Here is a 19,969-nt window from a genome sequence, read left to right on the forward strand (position 1 = left end):
ATCGCCCAAACTCCTAAGAAACAATCCGGCTAGTTACTAAATACCATCTATTCTCCTGTTTGTGGATAGATCGCGCTCGTTAACTACAGTAACCTCTTCAGATTAACGCTCGATCGGAGATATTGCACCGATCTGTAATTGTAGAGCTTGCGCGCCAACCGCATTTTCACGTATAATGAGAATGATTATCAAATAAAATGCGCGCGATCGGCTCGATCGCCCGTATCTTAGCAGAGGCGATCGCACCGGGCTGTCAGCGATGAGGTGCGATCGGCTTTGCAAATTAACAGCAAGGTCTCTACAATTAACCAACGAATAACAATGACTAATCTCACCGTACAAACCCCAGATTTAATTGCCGATCTTCCCAAAAGAGGGATGCCAGTAACTATAATTACCGGATTTCTCGGCAGTGGAAAAACCACTTTGCTCAATCAAATACTCAAAAATCGCCAAGACTTAAAAGTTGCGGTTTTAGTTAACGAATTTGGCGATATAAACATCGATTCGCAGCTTCTACTTTCTACAGACGATGACATGGTAGAACTTAGCAACGGTTGCATATGTTGCACTATTAACGAAGGCTTAGTCGATGCAGTTTACCGAGTTTTAGAAAGAGAAGAACGCATCGACTGCATGGTGATTGAAACCACCGGAGTGGCCGACCCGCTGCCGATTATCCTGACATTTGTCGGCACCGAATTGCGGGATTTAACTAATCTAGATTCTGTACTTACCGTAGTCGATAGCGAAACCTTCACTCCCGATCATTTTGACAGCGAAGCAGCTTTTAAACAAGTGGCATTTGCAGATATTGTGCTGCTAAACAAAACCGATCTCGCTCCTCCAGAAAAAGTAGAAGAGTTAGAATCTTACATTCGCACAGTTAAGGAAGGAGCGAGAATTTTACACTCTCGATATGGTGAAGTTCCTCTACCCTTAATTTTGGGTGTGGGTTTAACGCAAGCAGATATTTTCAACAGTCTTGAAATTGAGGAAAAACACGAACACCATCACGAACACCATCACGAACACCACCATCACGGACATCAATCTCATCACTTAGATAACGACGGATTTATTTCACTATCATTTGAGAGCGATCGACCTTTTGATGTCCGCAAATTTCAAGAATTTCTCACGGAAAAAATGCCCTTCGATGTATTTCGGGCAAAAGGAATTCTCTGGTTTAACGACAGTCCGATGAGACACATATTTCAACTCAGCGGCCCCAGATACGAACTAGATGCTTCGGAATGGTTTACCGCACCTAAGAATCAACTCGTAGTCATCGGCCGCAACTTAGATATCGCTCAAATTCGAGAACACCTGAACAGTTGTTTAGTTTAAGATCGTGTCTTAAAAACCCATGAGGACACGGCATTGCCGTGTCCCTACTATCTCATGCGTAAGTCCTAATCTCAAATCTAAAATCTCAAATCGATCGCCCTTCCTGCTACAATCGAAGGTATAATATTAACGAAGTAAACCGCTACGAGTGAATCATGTCTGCAAACACCGCGCTACCTGCTGCTTTAGCTAAAATCGTTCAGCGCTTTCAGCGACATTCCGATCCGAAACAACGCTACGAACAACTGCTGTGGTATGCCAAGCGACTCCCAGCATTTCCCGAAAGCGATAAACTGCCGGAAAACAAAGTTTCTGGCTGCGTGTCGCAAGTTTATATTACCGCAAATTTGGCAGACGGAAAAGTTCTGTATCAAGGCGATTCAGACGCTCAGTTAGTCAAAGGATTAGTTGGCTTGCTGGTGGAAGGTTTGAGCGGATTAACGCCTGCTGAAATTGTCACCATTACCCCAGATTTTATTCAAGACACGGGATTGAATGTGAGTCTGACACCTTCCCGCGCTAACGGATTTTACAACATTTTTCAAATGATGAAAAATAAGGCACTTGCTTGTGAATTAAGCAAGCAAGCCGAAGCAAATTAAAAGAATAAACAGCCATGACTCAAACTACAAATTTAACAAAATCAAATTCTGGCAACTATTCCGCCGCAGTTCAAGAATATCTCTGGAATTGGAAAGAAACGCAAATCAAAGTTATTTACGAAACCAGAGGGCAGGGAAATCCTGTATTGTTGCTGCCGGCTTTCAGTACGGTTTCGACGCGAGAAGAAATGCGTCCTTTAGCAGAATTGTTAGCTTCTAACTTTCAAGTTATGAGTTTAGATTGGCCGGGCTTTGGCGAATCTGATCGCCCGCGAACCGACTATCAACCGCAATTATATCATCAATTTCTCAAGGATTTTGTTGAGTCAATTTTTAATAGTCCTGTGGCTGTAGTTGCGGCAGGTCACGCTGCGGGTTATGTGATGCAATTAGCGCAATCACAGCCCAATGTTTGGTCAAAGATTGTCTTAGCAGCGCCGACTTGGCGCGGGCCTTTGCCGACGATGAGCAAACAGCAAAGCGGGTGGCATGGAATCGTGAGAGAATTAGTACGATCGCCCTTACTGGGACAATTCCTATACAAACTCAACACTGCGCCGTCATTCCTGAGTTTTATGTACCGCCGCCACGTCTACGCCGATGCAGCTAAAGTCACGCCGGATTTCATCCAAAGCAAATGGCAAGTGACGCAAAAACCCGGTGCTCGATACGGTTCCGCTGCCTTTGTGACTGGTGGTTTAGATCCGGCTAAAGTGCGATCGGAATTTACAGATAAATTTCAACACTTAGCAGTGCCGGTGATGATTGTAATTGCTGAAAATGCGCCGCCCAAATCCAAGGCTGAAATGGAAGCATTAACGGAATTACCGGGTGTTGAATCGCGAGTTATTCCCGGTTCTTTGGGTATGCACGAAGAGAATGCTGAAGCTTTGGCAAATGTGGTTAAATCTTTTATTTGAGAGGATTAAGAGGGGATGAACCGCAGAGGGCGCAGAGAACGCAGAGGGGAGGAATGCAAGCTGTTTTTTTAACGTTTGTTTGGATGGTTTGCTATTGGTTTTGTCTGCCAGTTTATGCTGTCGCAGATCCGCCGATAATCAATTTGCCACAGAGTACGATCGAAAGTGCGATCGACTTTCACATTCATTCTTCTCCTGATGTGATTCCCCGCAGGTTGGATGATTTTGAAGTAGCGAAATTAGCTGCTAGGGCGAAGATGAAAGCTGTGGTATTGAAAAATCATTATGCCAGCACAGCAGCGCGGGCAGTTCTGGTTAATAAAATAGTACCAGAAATCCAAGTTTTCGGAGGAATTGTTCTCAATCATTCGGTAGGCGGCATTAATCCCGACGCTGTTGACGCAATGCACCGCATCGGTGGCAAATACGGTAAAGTAGTGTGGCTGCCAACGGTTGATGCTGAGCATCACTTGCAGGTTTTTCACAAGCCGGGAATGGGGATTAAAGTTGCGGAAAATGGCAAGGTTTTACCGGAAACAGCAGCGGTGTTGAAGATTGTAGCTAAAGAGAATTTGGTATTGGAAACTGGTCATATTTCCTCAGAAGAAGTGATGGCAGTTGTAGCTGAAGCCAACCTGCTCAATATTAAAAACATCCTGATTACCCACGCAATGGCGGATGTACCCGGTTTGTCCCTAAAAAATCTGCAAACAGCCGCCGCAGCCGGAGCTTTCTTAGAACTCGCATTTGTGAACGATTTGATGGGAGAAAATGCCGCTGATGAGGGTCACAAAAACTGGCATCAAGTTTCTATTAGTAAAATGGCAGCAGCGATTAAACTAATCGGAGCCGAGCATTTTGTTATGAGTACAGATTTGGGAAGAAAACCCGATCCTTTACCTGCTGAAGGCTACAAGTTATTTGTGAAAAAATTGATTGCTGAAGGCATTTCTCAGCCTGAAATTAATTTAATGATGAAGGAAAACCCCGCTCGATTGTTAGGAATTTAGGAGTAAATATGATGTCCGATTGCTGAGGGCTTCTGTCCTATCTTTGATTTATACTCAAGTAGGCTCTACTTCCGGTTCTGGAGATTCTGGCTCGTCCGCTGGGGAGTTGGTTTGCAATTCTGATAGCTGCGAATTTAGCTGCAAACGTTCTTGATAGACGGTTTCTAAATGATTTTCTAATGCCCCTACTTGAGATTGCAGTTGATTTTGAGCCTGATTAGCTGTAGCGATTTGACTTTGAAATTCCGAGAGTTGAGAGTAAAGATACGATCGCTCTCTGTTAGCTGTCTCTAACTGGGATTGCAGTTGCGATCGCTCTGCTTCGACTAATTGCAGTTGATCTTGCAAACCAGATAGTTGAGACTGAAGTTGCTCGCGCTCTTGAATCGAGCGATCGAACTTAATTTGAGTTTCCGACAACTGGTACTGTACCTGCAATCTGCTTTGGCTAGCCGTTTCCAACTGACTCTCAAATTCCGACAGCAGAGCATGAAATTGAGAACGTTCTGCATCAACCGCCTCTAACTCTGCTTGCATTTCCAGCAATTGAGCGTTAAGTTGCGATCGCTCCTGATCCGCAACTTCTAACTGCTCTTGAAGTTCTGCCACTTCTGCTAACTGGGACTCAGCTTGTTGAGCATTTTCTAGCTGAAACTGCAAATCAGCAATCAGAGTATCAATTTGCGATCGATCCTGGGCAATTCCTGCCAAAAATTCTTCCATTTCCGACACTTGATTATTTAACACTTCTTGCTCGCGAGTCACAGTTTCCAACCGACTTTGCAACTGAGACAATTCAGCATTTAGCTGATTTTCATTCTGCACCTTTTGCCGCAATTCCGAAGTTCGGGCATCCAACTGAGCAGCCAAATTCGATATCGCCTCCTGCGAACCCTGCATCCGTACCAAATTGCGTGAATTTCGCTTATTCAAAACTAGCCAGCAGACTAATGCCCCGCCTCCAAATCCTATGAATAAAAGTAATGCTTCCATTTGTGGTATCTAACTGATATAAATTGAGGGATTTTGATTATGACCAAAAAAGGGACATCCACAAATCGCGATCTTACTCAAAGCTATCACAACTTGCCAGCCTGTGTTGACTTTGCTCAACAATTTATATTTCTTTACAAATCCCTTTTGTTTACAGGTAAGGTGCAGCCCACCCTGCAAGTCCGATTAATGCAGCAAATCCACAATATGAGGAATAATTTCGATATGCTGAGTCAACAAATAATCCAACCTATCCGCCAATAAACTAAAAATTAAATCGTTATAACTCATCCCGTATTCCGCCAAACCTAAAGCTACCAAACTCGTCACATTTTCCCCTGGATGTTTCAGATCCGGTTTGGGATTTGCTTCCAAAACATAAAGCGTTCCATCAGCATCACTGCGGACATCAATCCGCACCAAACTGTTCAAACTAAACTCCCAATAAATTTTTCGAGCTAACTCAATTAACTCTCGTTTGAGTTCAGGTTCCTCACCGCCCATCAACCGTCCTCGATCTGCCGTAATCGCTTTTTTGTCCATAGAAGTAAAGATAAGTTCGTCAGGCTCAAGCACGCGCTCCACCGTCGAAAAAGCAAAAGGTTTTGTATCTTTACCAAAACCGCCTTTAGCATATTTAACATAGCCACAAACCGCCACACAAAATTCTCGTCCCGGCAAATACTTTTCAATTAAAGCAGTATTGTGAGTAGCTCGGTGAACTTCCGAAACCGCCTCAGACAAACCCTCAATTTTGTCTACAAAATGAACGTGCAGCGAAGCGCGACCGGATACTGGTTTAACAACAAAAGGCCCTTGATAGTCACCAAAAGCAATGGCAAAACGCTGATGCAAATTAGGCTGCAAAATCCCTTGAGAAGGATGCCACGTCATAAAAGGAGCGGTTTTAATTCCGACTGATTGCAGTTCCCGTTTAAAAGCGTGTTTGTTATCTAAAGTTGAACTATTTAAAGGATTGTGACCGACATAAGGCATTCCCAACATTTCCAACAATGCGGGAGTGTGACAAACAGGATTGTATCCCTGGACTCCGCCAGTATTCAGCCACACTAAATGGATATTTTTTTGTTTTAGTTGTTCCGGTAAGTTCATGTCGTCAGGCAGGACAAAGACTTGCTGAAAGCCAATTTCTGCTAATGCTGTAGCAATCTCGCGAGCGACGACTTCGTAACTCTTCCAAGCGCGGGGATTGTGAGTTTTGTAAATCACTGATCCGGGGCGATCGCAGTCCCCGCCGAACACCACAGCAATCCGCAATTTAGCAAACAGCACCTCCAAATATTGAGGCAGCAAACTAAAGTCATAATGCCAGCGATTCAGGCTAATTGATGTTGCAACCATTTAAGTTTATTTCCTGTGTGTTTTATTTTTTATCTGCCGAACTGCTAGATTTTGCCAAATATATTCCCGCCAAAACTACGGAGAATGCAAACCAATTAAACAAGCTCAAACTTTCCGCAAACAGCACCCCGGCAATAATCGCAGTAATCACGGGTTCTAGCAGCAGAAAAAGAGCGACAAATCCCGACGACAAACGACCGAGACTGTGGATGAGCAGTCCCTGGCCGAAAGCTTGACAAATCACCGCCAAACCAATTACAGCCAGCCATCCCTGCCAAGAATAAGGGAAAACTCGATCGCCCGCCAGCAGAACCAGTGGCAAAACCAAGAGACTACCAATAAAACAGCGCCACATCAATATAGTTGTCGCCGGAAACTTCGTTCGCAAATGTTCTGAAAGTAGCAGATTTCCTCCATAAAACATCGCCGATAAAAGAGCAGCAATGTCGCCGACTAGATTGTCTCCCGCCGTTTGCAAATCGTCCATTCCGATCGCAATTGCGCCAGACAAAGCCACCGCCAGTCCCAACAAAAACCTGTTGTCAAAGCGCCGCCCCAACAGCAGCCATCCCCCCAAAGTAGTAAATAAAGGAGTTAAGTTTCGCAGTACAGTAGAATTAGCGACATTAGTCTGAGTCAGTGACCAGGCCCAGAAACCCAAAGAAGCAGAAGAAACCACGCCTACGGCTGTTAACAGCATCACATCCTGCAGAGTGTAGCTCGATCGCTCTTCAACTTTGGCCCCAGATATTCGGCGGCGTGCAGCATCAGCACCATTCCATACTCCAAATACCACAGTTGCTATCCACAAACGGTTAAAAACAGTAGCATTCGGGCTGATTTCCCGTTCGCTAAACCTAATAAAAATCGCCGCCAGCGACACCGCTAGCAGCGCCGCAGACAGCGAAACGATCGCCCAAATTTTGCCTTGACTGTCAGCTAATTCACCGTTTTTTAAACTGTCTGGCTTTCCCGAAACTAGAGTTTTGTCTTCAGTTGTTAAGGCAGAGTTTAACTCGGTTTTTTCCAAAATATTGCGCTGAAGTTCAATATTTGGTTCTGGCAATTCCAGTTTTTTTGACATTATTAAAAGTTCCAATGAAGGCAAAAAACAGAAAGCAGAAGGTATAATTATAAATTATACAAATCCTCAAAACTCATGCAACAGTATCGCTCCGGGTGCGTCGCCACCCTTAAATATTAAATAATATCCACAATCTTTGAGCGACGCACCGGTGCATACAGTCTTTCAGTAAACAAACCCACACTCATCATTGTTGCTTTCTGGAGGCGAGAATTGATAGTTAACAGCAGCTTAGGTTGAAGGTTTAACAGAAAGCCTTGTCAAAGCCTCCTTTAGCGCCGGCGGCAATTGCCGGATAATCTTGTTCTTGTCGCGATCGACACCCACCAAAGTTACCTGTGCTGTCACATATAACTCCTGAGTCTCAGCCGATCGAATTTGGTAATCCCAAAGCAGCCGCACACCCTCGCTAGCAGCCATCCGCGTTCTGACAGCCACAGATTGACCCATTTGTACAGCCCGGTGGTAGCGCAGCGAAAGTTCCACCACAGGCAATTCCAAACCCTGCGCCACCCAGTCTGCATACTCGATGCCAAGAGAGCGCAAACTTTCCACCCTAGCTTCCTCCATCCAAGCCAGATAAGTCCCGTGCCAAACCACACCGCTGTAGTCAGTATGGTGAGGGTACACTCGCACCAAATATTCAAACCAGCCCTCAGAGTCCATCCCGCGGCGATTTTGAATAGCACCAGCCGGTGCGAGTTCTGGTTGAGTTCGATCGTTCTTTAACACGTTACAAATCGTTCCAAAACGCTACATTTCTACAAATCATAAGACAAACTTCAGGCCTATGCTTAACATTAATGAACTAGAGTACCAACGGCCTAGTTTAACGTCGCACAAGAAAACTCAACTGTTTTAACCGCCAAAACCATGATAGAAAAAATTTTAGTAGCCGTCGCCGGTCGCGGCTTGTGCGAAGAGATGTTTAATATGTTGATGGACATCCCTTCCTTGCAACAAACCTCTGTCACCGTCTTGCACGTCGTGCCCCCGCAAGTAACCTCCGATGGCATGGCCGAGAAATTGGAAGAAGGAGGCAAGATTTTAGCACAAGCAGTCCAGTCTTTGAAAATAGATCCCAGCAAAGTCAACCCCCGGCTCAAACAGGGAGATCCGAAAACCACAGTTTGCCAAGTCGCAGAAGAAGAACAATCCGACTTAGTAATTATGGGTTCCCGCGGACTCGGACGGCTGCAATCGATTTTGGAAAACTCAGTCAGCCAGTACGTTTTCCAGCTAACATCCAGACCGATGTTGTTAGTAAAAGACGACATCTACGTCAAAAAAATTAAGCGCGTCATGGTGGCGGTAGACAAATCAGAAGCTGCCAAACAGTCATTAGAGCTGGCGCTATCTTTGGTCAAAGAAGTCAGTGGCGGAGAGATAATTTTAGTACACGTCACCAAAGATTTGACGGGAAAATCCAGCACAGATTTAACAACAAGTGCTGAAAAAGACGCTGTATTGGCCCCAGCAGTAGCACTAACCAAACAAATGGGAGTTAGCTACCGCTGCGTGAGTGCTACAGGCAAGCCAGGGGAAGAAATTTGTCGGATTGCAGACGAAATGAATGCCGACTTGTTGGTAATCGGTTCCCCGGATCGGCGACCCAGCGTTGCCAAAAACTTTGTGGATATCGATCGACTCCTAGGAAATTCGCTATCAGACTACGTGCGAGTTTATGCCAACTGTCCCGTCTTGCTAGCCCGCACAGTCGGCTAGAATCTCATCGTTAACACTTAGGATCGCGAATTAAATAATTTACACTCTTGAAAGTGCGGAGTAGGGGTTGGGCTTATAGCCCGCCCTTTCTGGACGGGCGGGACGCCCATCTCACAAAAACCATCACGCATTGTAAGTTATTTAATTCTCATTCCTTAGCAGCTAACACTCAACAGTTAATAAAAAAAGCGCCTCAGCAAAAAGCTGTTGGCGCTTTTTTTTTGCAAGCAGCTTGCGCCTGACAGAAATAACAGCAGTTGCTAATCTTTTCTACCTTGACGGCTAGCTGTTTGAATGTACAGAATGATTAGAAAAACACTGGGAACCAATACAAACAGAATGGTTGCCACAAACCCTAAATCGTTAACTTCCATGAAGACGCTCGCCTCTATCGGAAAATAGAAAAACACACACAACTAGGATATCACTCAAAGGCAAAAGGCAAACTCGAAGACAGAAGAAGAGCTGACGGACAAGCGTCGAAACCCGCTTTCTGCCTGGATGCCTCCCTACCCAATCTCTTATTTGTCCTAGAAACCAAGTTTCTTTTCCTAGGCGAGCAAAAGGCGTGATTATACAGTGAAATAGGAAAAAAAACACAATTTTTGCATTCTGCATTTTTCTTTCTGTTAATCAACCTTCTGCCTTCTGAGAGTCACGGTTTAGTCTTGACGCTCACCGGGCCATTGACCATAGCTTGACAAGCCAACCGATAGTTTTCGGGCTTTTTCTTGAGCTTGCGGTTCTCAAAGTCAGTGCGGGGCGACAGATTTTCACTGCCCTCGACAATTTCCACAATGCAGGTGCCGCATTGACCGTAGCCCCCGCAATTCATCATCTTTCCCGAAAATGTGTACAAATCGATGCGGTTTTCTAGAGCTTTGAGCCTCAAATTGGCTCCGTCTGCTGCGATGACTTCCTGATTTTCCTTCACAAACTTGATATTGGCCATTGCCGATTCCTTAACGCAGTTGACATGGAACTCTATTACAAAATATTAACTAATGTGTCGGACGTTTAATACCCCGATGTCTAATTGTTCTGGTAATTAAAGCTCGCCCCAACTCAATCTCAAGGAGCATCCGAGAGGTTATTAGTCGGAAGATTGCTCACAGCCCGCTGGAGAGACGAAAGCCCCAGGTTGTAGGTGACAATTGCCGACAATCGGTTTCTCTCAGCCCTAGTCAAATCAGTTTCCGCCTGAATCACATCCGTCTGAGTACCTACACCAGCTTGAAACCGCAGTCTCGCCAGACGCAGAGCTTCCCTTGACTGCAAAACCCCCGCCTCAGAAGTTTCGATATTCTCAAAACTCGACTCTAAGCCAAAATAAGCTTGTTCTACTTCCCGGCGCACCTGATTGCGGAGTTGGTCAAATCGACTTTCGGCGATCGCAATATCAGCATCCCGCTGTTTCACCCTCGCGTTCGCGGCGCCCCCATCGAAGATACTCCAAGTCAGATTCGCCCGGATCGAATAACCATCGGCCCAGCCGCGAGAAGTATACGGATCGGGGTTATCAGGGTCTAGTCCCAGCACGTTGTAACCACCCCCAACACTCAGTTGAGGCAAACGCCCCGCCTGAATCGATCGCCTCTGCTGCTTGCTGATATCCCTCTGCACCAACTGCTGTTCCAACTCGGGGCGATTCTTAAAAGCCTGCACAATACTCTCTTCCAAAGACAGCCTCCAAGAGCCCGCTTGCTCTACCGGATCTGCCGCCGTCAAGTTCGCCGACTGGCTGACATTCAAAATCTCAGCCAGACGCCGCTGGGCAACTCGCTGATCGCGACGGGCAACTGACAGTTGTTGCACTTCGTTAGCCAAATTTGCTTGAGCCTGCAACACAGCAAACCGGGTTCCCACCCCTGCCCGTTCCAGGGCTTCGGCATCCCGCAAACTTTGCTGGGCATTTCTCACCGAAGCTTGGCGGATGGCAACTTGTCCGTCCGCGTTTTGCAAGGTGTAGTAAGCCTCAGCAGTGTCGAAGCGGAGTTCCTCGGCTTGGCGTTCCACATCCAGTTCCCGAAGGCGCAACTGTTCCTCGGCCGCGCGGATGTTAGCCCGCCGTCTTCCGAACAAATCGATGTCATAGCTCAACTGCAAAGTGCTGTTGAGACTGTTGCTGCCGAAATTTGTGCCGGCTTGCTCGGCGGGTTGCCCGGTTCGGTTAGCCAGAGCGTTGAGGCGGCGTTGCCCAGCCCGGATTCCGAGTTCTCCGCCGGCAGTCACAGAGCGGCTGGCGTCCATTTGAAAATTCAGGTCTGGATAAAGAGCAGCTTGCTGTTCGCGCAAAGCTGCTCTGCTTTGTTCCACTTGCTGTCCGGCGATTTGCAAAACTTGGCTGTTGCGGCGCGCGAGGTCGATCGCCTGCTGCAAGGTAATTGACTCAGTTTGCTCGATCCTGACATCCTCCGGGTTTGTCGGAAACTGCAGGGGATTCGGGTTGGGTTCCAGGGAAGCCGGAGGCTTGGTGTCTAAAATACCCCTCGGAGGGACAGGGGGGAAACTTTCGTTCGGAGTGCCCCGGAGGATGGGTACCGGGGAACTGGGCACAGGAACATTGTTGGGAGGGTTCGGGGAAGGCTGCTGAGTCTGTGTCGGTTCCAAGCCTCTAAGAGGCGTTGCACCGGCCTGAGACAGAGTTGATGGGGAAGCCGGAGCAGCCTGTTGAGGCTTTGATGCTTGCTCGGTTCCAGTTTGAGGGTTAAGGGCGATCGACTGTTCGGCCTGTGACGCTGATTCTGCAGCTGTGTTCGAGGTCGATCGAACCTTCTGCCCTAATTCGAGCTGATTGAAGCGGGCCAAACTGTCCTGAGATTGAGTCGGAGACTGTGCTGAAGCACTCTGTGGGGCGTTGCCCAAAGTAATTGCAGCGCCCACTCCGACTACGATGATTTGACGAAAAACACGCATAATTTTTTAATTACTCTGCAATCCTAGAGACAATTTTAGAGCAAGATTGAGGTCTCAAATTTCTAGTCTGTAGCCTGAACTCGCCAGTTACAAGTCAGAATTACCCTACTCATCTTAACTTTTGAATGTTCGATTCAAAATTTACAATTCAACCTCAGCAGTTGCCAGACCGATCGCCGCCGAGATTAGTTCCTCTACTCCGCTCACCGGCAAAATCCGGGTTTTCAGCGAGCTGGCGAGCTCTTCTACGGTCATGTCGTCTAGAAAACGCGGTTCCCCCTGTTTTAGCATCACCGACGGCAGCAGGATGCCATCTCCCAAGTCTCGCCCCTGCAAAGCTTCGAGCAAATCTTGCCCGGTGAGCAAACCCGTAACGGTGATACTTTGTCCCCAGTAGTTGCTGCACAGTGCGGCCATGTTGACGGACAAGCCGGGAATTTGGTTTAGTTGTTGTACGATCGGCTCAAAAGCTTTTTCTACAGCATTCCCCACCACCCAAACTAACTTGCGCGCAGGCTCGACTGGCATCGGTTGCAGCTTTTCAAAAGCCGTTTCAAACTGCTGGATAAACTGGCGAATCGAACCCACACCATTACCAATTTGCGGATAATCTTCGTAATCAGCAGCCGACGGCAAATCTAAACCAGCGATTAAAAACCACTCGTCAGCCAGCCAAATACAGCGCGATTTTGCATTCTGCTTTTTCGCTTTTCCGCCGCCTTTTCCTGTACTCAAAAGCCCTTGAATTTTCTGCACTTGCTCGATTACTTCTCGCGCTTTTTGGGCAGTTACTGCGATTAGTTCATCTTCGGCAGGGCGAAAGCGAGTTAAACCCACCGGCACTACAGCCACCGATGCTACAGCGGGAATACTTCCAGTATGAAACTTTGCCAAATCTAACAAGGTGCGTTCTAAATGTTCGCCATCATTAATACCAGGACAAACAACTACTTGAGCGTGAATTTGCAAGCGGCGTTCTTGAAACCATTTGATTTGTTCGAGAATCTGACCGGCGCGGAGATTTTTCAACAGTCTAATTCGCACTTCCGGTTCCGTAGCGTGCACGGAAACATAAAGAGGAGAAAGCCGCATTTGTTCAATTCTGTCCCACTCTTTTTGAGTCAGATTTGTGAGAGTGAGATAGCTACCGTAAAGGAAACTAAGGCGGTAGTCATCATCTTTGAGATACAAAGTTTCCCGCTTTCCCGGAGGCTGTTGGTCAATAAAGCAAAAAGGGCAGCGATTATTGCACTGAATTAGTCCATCGAAGAGGGCGCTTTCAAACTCCAATCCCAAATCTTCATCATACTCTTTTTCTATTTCTAATTTGTGGGTTTTGCCTTTAGTGTCTAATACTTCTAATTCGAGAAATTCATCCGCGCACAGGAATTGATAGTCAATCAAGTCGCGGGGTTTTTGACCGTTGACGGCGACGATTGAGTCTCCGGGTTCAAATCCCATTTCGGCGCAGATGCTGTCGGGGATAACTTTGGTGATTAGGGCGGGCCGGATTGATAAGTCGCTCATAAGTTCGCGATGATTTTTTTAGATTGAATAAATTATTCTTTTTGACATTTTTTGTATATTAGATGTAAATCTAATTCTCATAAGAGCGGCTATTTTTCAACTTTTTTTCGCAGCATCTAGCGCAGTGATTTGTCAAAATTTATATTTTTTTAGCGTCTTTTTTTGATTGTCTTTTGATTGTCACTGTACCACTGTCTACAGATCGATCGCCACAATTTGACCTTTGTTACTTGGATCAACTTGCGATCGCACAGTACGATCGCATATCTCATCGCTCAGTCGTGCCAACTCTTGCTTACTATAACGGGGTTTCAGAGTAGTCATCGCAGTTGCTTGTGGAACTAGACCTAATTATACACTTTTAACTTGCAATAAGGATGGTGATCGGGAGTTGGGAGCGATCGCACCTACTCTAATTCTGTCCTTGTTTGCTGCTAGCTTATAGGACAGGAGCGATTTGAGTCACTCCTACCCAGTTTATTCCACCTATTAAATATTTTGCACTGCCCCCCCTGCGATCGCCGTTAAAATGGCCACGCCAAAAGCTAGCCGATACAACACAAATATCCACGTCTTTTGAGTTTGCAGGAACTTCATTAGCCACGCGATCGACAAATAAGAAAACACAAATGATGAAATCGTTCCCACTATCAAAGCTGCAACTCCCGCATCGCTGATTCCTTGTCCCAAATCACCCCTTAATTCCACTAATCCAGCCAGAGTAATTGCCGGAATTCCCAATAAAAAAGAAAACCGCGCGGCGGCGGGTCTTTCCAATCCCATGAACAATCCTGCTGTTAGAGTGGAACCCGATCGCGAACACCCCGGAATCAAGGCGATTGCTTGAGCTAATCCCATCAAAATACCGTCTAAGACAGTTAACTTTTCATAAGTGCGATTGCGCTTGCCAATTTTTTCTGCTATTGCTAACAGTAGCGACATGACGATCGAAGCAATGGCGATACTGGCCAAACTTCTAAGTGGCGAGTTGTCAAAATCTGGAACCAATGCCTTGATTAGCAGCCCAAAAAAGACTATAGGTATTGTTCCCAAAACCAGTGCTACCGCCATTTGAAACTCATGGGATTTGTAGTTGCGCTGCACCAGGGCTTCGACTGCACCAACAGCTATATTTGTCAAGTCTTTCCAGAAATACCAAAGCACTGCAACAATGCTGCCCAACTGAATAACAGCAGTATAAGCAACTCCGGGATCGCCCCATCCCAGGGCGATCGGCACTACCTTCAAATGAGCGCTGCTGCTGATAGGCAAAAACTCTGTTAATCCTTGTACAATTCCTAAAACAAGGGCCTGCGCCAGATTGATTTGAGCCGGCCCGGAAACATCAGCAGCCGGCGTTTGGGCGAGGAGTGCGTCAAGCAAAGTTATCATTAGTTGTAAATTCCCAGTTTTCAGTTTCTAGTTATCACTTGGATTTAACATCTTGCATTATTTTCAGAAGCTACAAGCCCATGCCACCACAAATAAATTTTATTGTGGCGCGGACACTTCCAGCCCGCCCCTAAAAAGCCGATCGCAAATAGTGATCTTGGGCCTGTAGAATCGCCTTGTCGATCGCCACTATCAGCAATTTACGATCGTCGAGCCGAAACTACTTTAACCTACTCAACAACATTTGCCTACATTTTGCTGATAAACTTAGGAAAGTTTTTGCATCTGATTTCGGTTTCCTTACAGCAACTGCCCACAACCTATGATATTTCCTGAGAAAAAAAAATCACTTGTTACTGCTGCTTCTGGCATCCGCTGGCTGAGGCGAATCTTGTCAGCCAGTCTTGTAACAGTGGCGATCGCACTTAGCTTCATACTGCTAAGTGGCACGGCCCCAGCCTTGGCAACTCTTACGGACGATCGCTTTGACGGTACAATATTTGCCCTCTACGCCGGCAACGGTTCCCTAGTTCCTCCTAAAGTCAAGATTGCAGATTCTTTTAAACGCCATAAACCCGTATTGTTAGTGTTTTACACAGACGACAGCAGCGACTCCAAGCAATATGCGATCGTCGTCTCTCAACTCCAGGAATTTTACGGCCGCGAAGCCGATTTTATGCCCATAAGCATTGACTCTTTGCCTCCGCAACCGTCACCGGAACTCACAGAACCTAGCCATTATTACGAAGGTTTCGTACCACAAACTCTCATCCTCGACCAATCGGGAAAAGTAGTTTTTAATGAGAAAGGACAAATACCATTTGAACAAGTAGATGATGCTTTTCGGAAAGTATTTGATTTGCTGCCCCGTGAAAAATCCCTCCCGCTCAAACGCCGCGTTGTGAACGAACTTAACATCGAATTATCGAAGTAACAGCCAATGCCTAATTGCTCGTGGTTATAGCGATTTTAAAGGATTCGTTAACGAAAGTTTATCGGTCTGATCTTGGGTAAAGTGCGCTGCGGCGCACCTTACATTTATCGTGATACTAATTGGATTGAAAAAGTCACAGGCAGAAGATAGAAGGTAGAATTAAAAATTAAGCTACGGGTAAAGACACGGCATTGCCGTGTCCCTACCAGTATCAAGGCAAAATAGATGTGAACAGTTTAAACTTTAAACAATGAGTAGAACCTTAATTCCTGTGATTCTGGCCGGCGGTAAAGGCGAACGTTTCTGGCCACTGAGTCGCAAGCAGCGGCCCAAGCAGTTTTTGAGTCTCGACGGTAGCGGCAAGAGTTTGCTGCAAGCGACTGCGGAAAGACTTTTGGAATTAGGTAACGGTTGGGACGATTTGTGGGTGGTAACGTCGGAAATGTTGGCGGAGGGGGTTCGCGAACAGTTGCCGCTGTTACCGCCGGAGAATTTACTGGCGGAACCAGAGGGCCGAGATACTGCGCCGGCTGTGGCCTGGACTGCTATAGAAACTGCGAAGCGTTACGGTGAGGATGCGGTTGTTGGTTTTTTCCCGGCGGATCACTGGATTGGGGAACCACAGGAGTTTATCAAGACTTTGGAGGCGGCGGCCGAGTTGGCGAGAAATCAGGATGCGATCGCCACTTTGGGAGTAAAACCGAGTTATGCTTCCACCGGCTACGGCTACATCGAACAAGGCGAGGAAATTGGCAGTTTTGGGGGTTTTCCGGCTTATCGAGTGGCGAGATTTACCGAAAAGCCCGATCGCACAACTGCGGAAGAATTTGTAGCCAGCGGCAAGTTTAGTTGGAACGGCGGAATTTTTGTATTTCGAGTCGGAACTGTCTTGACAGAATTGCGAAATCATGTACCAGAAATGATGGCAGCTTTGGAAGCAAAAGGCGCGCAGGCTTACTCGGAATTACCCAAAATTAGCATCGATTACGCGCTGATGGAGAAGACGCAAAAAGCCTGTGTTCTGCCCGTAGGCTTTAGTTGGGACGATTTGGGAGATTGGAATGCGATCGGTCGTTTGCTGCAAGGAGACAAACCGAATGTGGAGTTAGCAAAACACGTCGGAATTGATACGAAAGGTGGCATTTTTTATGCAGCCGATGACAAAGAGGTGATTGTCACCATTGGTTTAGAAGATGTCGTAGTTGTCAGAGATGGTAATGTGACTTTGATTGTGAAAAAGGACAGGACGCAGGAGATAAAACAGGTAATTAAGGTGTTGGGAGAAGATGATAAATTGAAAGATTTGCTGTGAGGGTGAAATGAGGCAGCACGACACGGATTCTGAAGGCGAATACACCAACTATTCATCACTGTTTATCCAGGCATTCGTTTTTGAATCTGTGTTGGGCCTTACTATTTACTTTATTTACATAATTTCTTCTAAATTCAACACAAAACCAGGCAGTACATCTTCCCCTGATAGAGTGGCAGGATTTTCGATAATTTCAACATCTTGACCGGGGCGATAAATTTCTACCCGCCGATTTTGCCTGTCAATTAACCAACCCAATTTAGCACCGTTCTCTATATATTCTTGCATTTTCTCTTGAAGTTTCTTCAAGGAATCAGTCCGAGAACGCAACTCAACAACAAAATCAGGACACAAAGGAGCAAAACTGTCTTTTTGTTCGGGTGTTAAAGCATCCCAGCGTTCTTTTTTGACCCAAGAGGCATCAGGAGAGCGATCGGCACCATTGGGGAGCCTAAAGCCTCCAGAAGAGTCGAAGGCAACTCCTAGATTATTTTGGCGGCTCCAGGCTCGAAGTTGATACGATAGATCCATATTGCGCTTGCTAGTTTCACTGCCTGTCGGTGGCATAATAATTAATTCCCCGGATTCTGTACGTTCAAATTGATAATCGCGGTTGTTCTGACAAAGCTGAAAAAATTGCTCGTCAGTTAAGTTGATGGATAATTCGATCGAGGTCTGAGGAAATTGGATTGCAATCATGTCTCTTATACGGTATTAAACACATTGAGAATCTGGTTTGTAATAACTTACTCATTCAATTATTTGACACATCTTTTCCAGTCAATAAATTTAATTATAAAAATATCAGGTCTGCTTTAACTGTATATTACTATGAGGAGCAATGCCACGGCCAAAGACCGATCGCCCCCACCCCCCAAAACTCTCACGCGCATTCCCACCACCCCCAATTTATTCCCCAAGACACTGGTCAGCTTGGTCAACAGCGCTATCCTAGTAGTTATATAGCCCTTAAACCCGATCGACCCGGAGGCCCCTTGTTTAGCCTAGTTCAAAACAATTCTCGCAAAGGAGAAATTCTAGAGGTCGTCTTCCGCAACGGTTGGGACTACATGAAAAGCCTCCTAACCGGCCGCAAAACCGACGCACCCAGTCTCCCAACTCCAGCAGTTCTCCGCAATATCCTCGTCCAATTAGGCCCAGTTTTTGTCAAATTAGGACAATTGCTGAGCACCCGTCCCGACCTTTTACCGGCCAGCTATATCGAAACTCTCTCCACGCTACAAGCGGAAGTGCCGCCCGTACCGTGGTCGCAAGTAGAAGCAATCGTCCGCCAGGAACTCACAGAATCTCTCGAAAATACCTTCGCCAAATTTAACACTCAAGCCATCGCCGCAGGTTCGATCGCCCAAACCCACAAAGCTACTTTAAAAGACGGCCGCGAAGTCGCCCTCAAAGTTCAGCGCCCCGGTATTGATATTGTCATCGAACAAGACATCGCCGTGCTCCGAGGTTTGGCAGAACTTGTCATGCTCACAGACTTCGGTCAACAATACGATATTGTCGCCCTAGCTGAAGAATTTGCGATCGCCCTGCGTGCAGAACTAGACTTCATTCAAGAAGCCAGCTACACAGACGAACTGCGCCGCAATTTATCTAAAAGTAAATGGTTTGACCCCACACAAGTTGTCTTACCAGAAATTAACTGGGAGTTAACTACAAAAAAACTCTTAGTAATGGAGTGGCTGAACGGAGTCCCGATTTTGTTAGGCGATTTGCAAGGAATTCGCCACAAAGGAGATATAAATGCCGAACGCGAAGAAATTACAACGCTACTTTGCCGCGTTTTCTTCCAGCAGTTGTATATCGACGGATTCTTTCACGCCGACCCGCATCCCGGCAATTTATTTTATCTAACAGACAGCCGGATAGCTTTGCTGGACTGCGGCATGGTCGGCAGATTAGACCCGCGAACTCAGCAGAATTTGACAGAAATGTTGCTGGCAATTGTCGATTTAGACGCTCAGCGCTGCGCTCAATTAACTTTAGAAATGGCCGAATTTGCTCAGCCGACAAGTTTAGTTAATCTAGAGAACGATTTGGCTCGAATGCTGCGTAAGTATTACAATGTGAGCTTGTCGCAAATGAACTTGTCGGAAATTTTTTATGAGGTGCTGGAAATCACCCGCAAAAATAAAATTCGACTGCCCAGCAATCTCGGTTTGTATGCAAAAACTCTAGCGAATTTGGAAGGACTGGCGCGCTCTTTTAATCCCCGATTTAATATTGTAGAGCAGGTCAAACCGCTGATGACCGATATGTTTCGGCGTCAGTTATTAGGAGATGATCCTATCCAAGCTTTGTTGAGAACTGCCCTGGATCTGAAAAGCTTATCATTGCAATCTCCGCGACAGGTGGAAGTGCTTTTAGACCGAGTTACTTCGGAAACTTTGAAGTGGAACTTGACCCTAAAAGAACTCGATCCGCTACGCCGCACTCTGGGGGATTCTGCGAACCGACTTTCTTTTAGTATTGTCGTGGGTTCGCTGATTGTGGGGGCGGCAATTATTTCTTCTAACGCACAAAGTTCTCAGCTATCTTTTCTGAGCACGGGTTTGTTTGGGGCGGCAAGTTTTTTGGGTTTTTGGTTGATTATTAGCATTCTCAGGTCAGGGCGTTTGCGAAGTTGATTGAAAAGGGGAAATAGGGAAAATAATGAGATATAGCAATCCTTTCGGGAAACGCGCAACTGGCTTTTTTGTGAAGGAACGGCGAAGACTCTCTTGACGCGAATGCTGAGAAGAGAAGAGAAAGATTTCACAATTGATGCTAGGAGTGCTATAGCATCCTCAACTATTAAGCAACATCTCTGACTTAAGATAGG

Annotated in this window: 19 protein-coding genes; 8 read left to right on the forward strand and 11 right to left on the reverse strand. The window is 46.2% G+C overall.

Annotated features, from left to right (window positions below; genetic code table 11):
- The first annotated feature begins 321 nt into the window (after nucleotides 1-321).
- The 4 genes from QUB26_RS13285 to QUB26_RS13300 all read left to right on the forward strand — a co-directional run bounded on the left by QUB26_RS13285 (nucleotide 322) and on the right by QUB26_RS13300 (nucleotide 3,882).
- Nucleotides 322-1,350, forward strand: a complete 1,029-nt coding sequence (locus QUB26_RS13285; protein ID WP_333238596.1) for a GTP-binding protein — start codon at nucleotides 322-324, stop codon at nucleotides 1,348-1,350.
- A 155-nt stretch (nucleotides 1,351-1,505) separates the two neighbouring features.
- Nucleotides 1,506-1,952: a SufE family protein gene (locus QUB26_RS13290; protein ID WP_172189131.1), complete on the forward strand. Its 447-nt coding sequence runs from the start codon at nucleotides 1,506-1,508 to the stop codon at nucleotides 1,950-1,952.
- A 14-nt stretch (nucleotides 1,953-1,966) separates the two neighbouring features.
- Complete coding sequence (locus tag QUB26_RS13295) at nucleotides 1,967-2,872, forward strand: alpha/beta hydrolase (protein ID WP_333238598.1); 906 nt, start codon at nucleotides 1,967-1,969, stop codon at nucleotides 2,870-2,872.
- 53 nt (nucleotides 2,873-2,925) lie between these two features.
- Nucleotides 2,926-3,882: a DUF6282 family protein gene (locus tag QUB26_RS13300; RefSeq protein ID WP_333238600.1), complete on the forward strand. Its 957-nt coding sequence runs from the start codon at nucleotides 2,926-2,928 to the stop codon at nucleotides 3,880-3,882.
- Nucleotides 3,883-3,936: 54 nt separating this feature from the next.
- Here the strand turns inward: QUB26_RS13300 and QUB26_RS13305 are convergent, their stop codons facing one another.
- From QUB26_RS13305 to QUB26_RS13320, 4 genes are all read right to left on the reverse strand, one after another.
- Entirely contained in the window at nucleotides 3,937-4,875 is a 939-nt protein-coding gene (locus tag QUB26_RS13305; RefSeq protein ID WP_333238602.1) for a hypothetical protein, read from the reverse strand.
- 186 nt (nucleotides 4,876-5,061) lie between these two features.
- Nucleotides 5,062-6,237, reverse strand: coding sequence for an ATP-grasp domain-containing protein (locus tag QUB26_RS13310; protein WP_333238603.1), 1,176 nt, complete (start codon nucleotides 6,235-6,237; stop codon nucleotides 5,062-5,064).
- Between the two features lie 22 nt (nucleotides 6,238-6,259).
- Nucleotides 6,260-7,321 (reverse strand): DMT family transporter, encoded by a 1,062-nt coding sequence (locus QUB26_RS13315; protein WP_333318376.1) that lies wholly within the window; start codon nucleotides 7,319-7,321, stop codon nucleotides 6,260-6,262.
- 231 nt (nucleotides 7,322-7,552) lie between these two features.
- Nucleotides 7,553-8,053, reverse strand: a complete 501-nt coding sequence (locus QUB26_RS13320) for a thioesterase family protein (protein WP_333238607.1) — start codon at nucleotides 8,051-8,053, stop codon at nucleotides 7,553-7,555.
- 141 nt (nucleotides 8,054-8,194) lie between these two features.
- Here QUB26_RS13320 and QUB26_RS13325 point away from each other — a divergent pair, with 141 nt between their 5' ends.
- On the forward strand, nucleotides 8,195-9,046 hold the full coding sequence (locus QUB26_RS13325; protein WP_333238609.1) for a universal stress protein: 852 nt from the start codon (nucleotides 8,195-8,197) through the stop codon (nucleotides 9,044-9,046).
- A gap of 260 nt (nucleotides 9,047-9,306) precedes the next feature.
- On the opposite strand, the gene psbM is transcribed toward QUB26_RS13325, so the two are convergent.
- The 6 genes from psbM to QUB26_RS13355 all read right to left on the reverse strand — a co-directional run bounded on the left by psbM (nucleotide 9,307) and on the right by QUB26_RS13355 (nucleotide 14,881).
- Nucleotides 9,307-9,420, reverse strand: coding sequence for a photosystem II reaction center protein PsbM (gene psbM / locus QUB26_RS13330; RefSeq protein ID WP_015177760.1), 114 nt, complete (start codon nucleotides 9,418-9,420; stop codon nucleotides 9,307-9,309).
- 281 nt (nucleotides 9,421-9,701) lie between these two features.
- Nucleotides 9,702-9,998, reverse strand: coding sequence for a 2Fe-2S iron-sulfur cluster-binding protein (locus QUB26_RS13335; RefSeq protein WP_333055813.1), 297 nt, complete (start codon nucleotides 9,996-9,998; stop codon nucleotides 9,702-9,704).
- Between the two features lie 119 nt (nucleotides 9,999-10,117).
- Nucleotides 10,118-11,962: a TolC family protein gene (locus QUB26_RS13340; RefSeq protein WP_333238612.1), complete on the reverse strand. Its 1,845-nt coding sequence runs from the start codon at nucleotides 11,960-11,962 to the stop codon at nucleotides 10,118-10,120.
- A 141-nt stretch (nucleotides 11,963-12,103) separates the two neighbouring features.
- Nucleotides 12,104-13,489 (reverse strand): TIGR03279 family radical SAM protein, encoded by a 1,386-nt coding sequence (locus QUB26_RS13345; protein ID WP_333318378.1) that lies wholly within the window; start codon nucleotides 13,487-13,489, stop codon nucleotides 12,104-12,106.
- Between the two features lie 195 nt (nucleotides 13,490-13,684).
- Nucleotides 13,685-13,813 (reverse strand): hypothetical protein, encoded by a 129-nt coding sequence (locus QUB26_RS13350; protein ID WP_333318380.1) that lies wholly within the window; start codon nucleotides 13,811-13,813, stop codon nucleotides 13,685-13,687.
- Between the two features lie 165 nt (nucleotides 13,814-13,978).
- On the reverse strand, nucleotides 13,979-14,881 hold the full coding sequence (locus tag QUB26_RS13355; RefSeq protein WP_333318383.1) for an undecaprenyl-diphosphate phosphatase: 903 nt from the start codon (nucleotides 14,879-14,881) through the stop codon (nucleotides 13,979-13,981).
- A gap of 322 nt (nucleotides 14,882-15,203) precedes the next feature.
- Here QUB26_RS13355 and QUB26_RS13360 point away from each other — a divergent pair, with 322 nt between their 5' ends.
- Nucleotides 15,204-15,815 (forward strand): thylakoid membrane photosystem I accumulation factor, encoded by a 612-nt coding sequence (locus QUB26_RS13360; RefSeq protein ID WP_333238621.1) that lies wholly within the window; start codon nucleotides 15,204-15,206, stop codon nucleotides 15,813-15,815.
- A gap of 250 nt (nucleotides 15,816-16,065) precedes the next feature.
- On the forward strand, nucleotides 16,066-17,127 hold the full coding sequence (locus QUB26_RS13365; protein ID WP_333238623.1) for a mannose-1-phosphate guanylyltransferase: 1,062 nt from the start codon (nucleotides 16,066-16,068) through the stop codon (nucleotides 17,125-17,127).
- A 114-nt stretch (nucleotides 17,128-17,241) separates the two neighbouring features.
- Here QUB26_RS13365 and QUB26_RS13370 read toward each other — a convergent pair whose 3' ends face one another.
- Nucleotides 17,242-17,826 carry a Uma2 family endonuclease gene (locus QUB26_RS13370; RefSeq protein WP_333238625.1) on the reverse strand — a complete coding sequence of 195 codons (585 nt, stop codon included), beginning with the start codon at nucleotides 17,824-17,826 and terminating at the stop codon, nucleotides 17,242-17,244.
- 296 nt (nucleotides 17,827-18,122) lie between these two features.
- Here QUB26_RS13370 and QUB26_RS13375 point away from each other — a divergent pair, with 296 nt between their 5' ends.
- Entirely contained in the window at nucleotides 18,123-19,775 is a 1,653-nt protein-coding gene (locus tag QUB26_RS13375) for an AarF/ABC1/UbiB kinase family protein (RefSeq protein WP_333318406.1), read from the forward strand.
- Nucleotides 19,776-19,969 lie beyond the last annotated feature (194 nt).

Source organism: Microcoleus sp. B4-C1 (assembly GCF_036705285.1).
GTDB lineage: Bacteria > Cyanobacteriota > Cyanobacteriia > Cyanobacteriales > Microcoleaceae > Microcoleus.

What these genes read in the sequence shown, in the direction of transcription:
- QUB26_RS13285 (WP_333238596.1), top strand. Translation starts at nt 322, where the DNA reads ATGACTAATCTCACCGTACAAACCCCAGATTTAATTGCCGATCTTCCC.
- QUB26_RS13325 (WP_333238609.1), top strand. Translation starts at nt 8,195, where the DNA reads ATGATAGAAAAAATTTTAGTAGCCGTCGCCGGTCGCGGCTTGTGCGAA.
- QUB26_RS13350 (WP_333318380.1), bottom strand. Translation starts at nt 13,813, where the DNA reads ATGACTACTCTGAAACCCCGTTATAGTAAGCAAGAGTTGGCACGACTG.
- QUB26_RS13310 (WP_333238603.1), bottom strand. Translation starts at nt 6,237, where the DNA reads ATGGTTGCAACATCAATTAGCCTGAATCGCTGGCATTATGACTTTAGT.
- QUB26_RS13300 (WP_333238600.1), top strand. Translation starts at nt 2,926, where the DNA reads ATGCAAGCTGTTTTTTTAACGTTTGTTTGGATGGTTTGCTATTGGTTT.
- QUB26_RS13335 (WP_333055813.1), bottom strand. Translation starts at nt 9,998, where the DNA reads ATGGCCAATATCAAGTTTGTGAAGGAAAATCAGGAAGTCATCGCAGCA.
- QUB26_RS13370 (WP_333238625.1), bottom strand. Translation starts at nt 17,826, where the DNA reads ATGATTGCAATCCAATTTCCTCAGACCTCGATCGAATTATCCATCAAC.
- QUB26_RS13315 (WP_333318376.1), bottom strand. Translation starts at nt 7,321, where the DNA reads ATGTCAAAAAAACTGGAATTGCCAGAACCAAATATTGAACTTCAGCGC.
- QUB26_RS13360 (WP_333238621.1), top strand. Translation starts at nt 15,204, where the DNA reads ATGATATTTCCTGAGAAAAAAAAATCACTTGTTACTGCTGCTTCTGGC.
- QUB26_RS13290 (WP_172189131.1), top strand. Translation starts at nt 1,506, where the DNA reads ATGTCTGCAAACACCGCGCTACCTGCTGCTTTAGCTAAAATCGTTCAG.
- QUB26_RS13355 (WP_333318383.1), bottom strand. Translation starts at nt 14,881, where the DNA reads ATGATAACTTTGCTTGACGCACTCCTCGCCCAAACGCCGGCTGCTGAT.
- psbM (WP_015177760.1), bottom strand. Translation starts at nt 9,420, where the DNA reads ATGGAAGTTAACGATTTAGGGTTTGTGGCAACCATTCTGTTTGTATTG.
- QUB26_RS13365 (WP_333238623.1), top strand. Translation starts at nt 16,066, where the DNA reads ATGAGTAGAACCTTAATTCCTGTGATTCTGGCCGGCGGTAAAGGCGAA.
- QUB26_RS13295 (WP_333238598.1), top strand. Translation starts at nt 1,967, where the DNA reads ATGACTCAAACTACAAATTTAACAAAATCAAATTCTGGCAACTATTCC.
- QUB26_RS13340 (WP_333238612.1), bottom strand. Translation starts at nt 11,962, where the DNA reads ATGCGTGTTTTTCGTCAAATCATCGTAGTCGGAGTGGGCGCTGCAATT.
- QUB26_RS13345 (WP_333318378.1), bottom strand. Translation starts at nt 13,489, where the DNA reads ATGAGCGACTTATCAATCCGGCCCGCCCTAATCACCAAAGTTATCCCC.
- QUB26_RS13305 (WP_333238602.1), bottom strand. Translation starts at nt 4,875, where the DNA reads ATGGAAGCATTACTTTTATTCATAGGATTTGGAGGCGGGGCATTAGTC.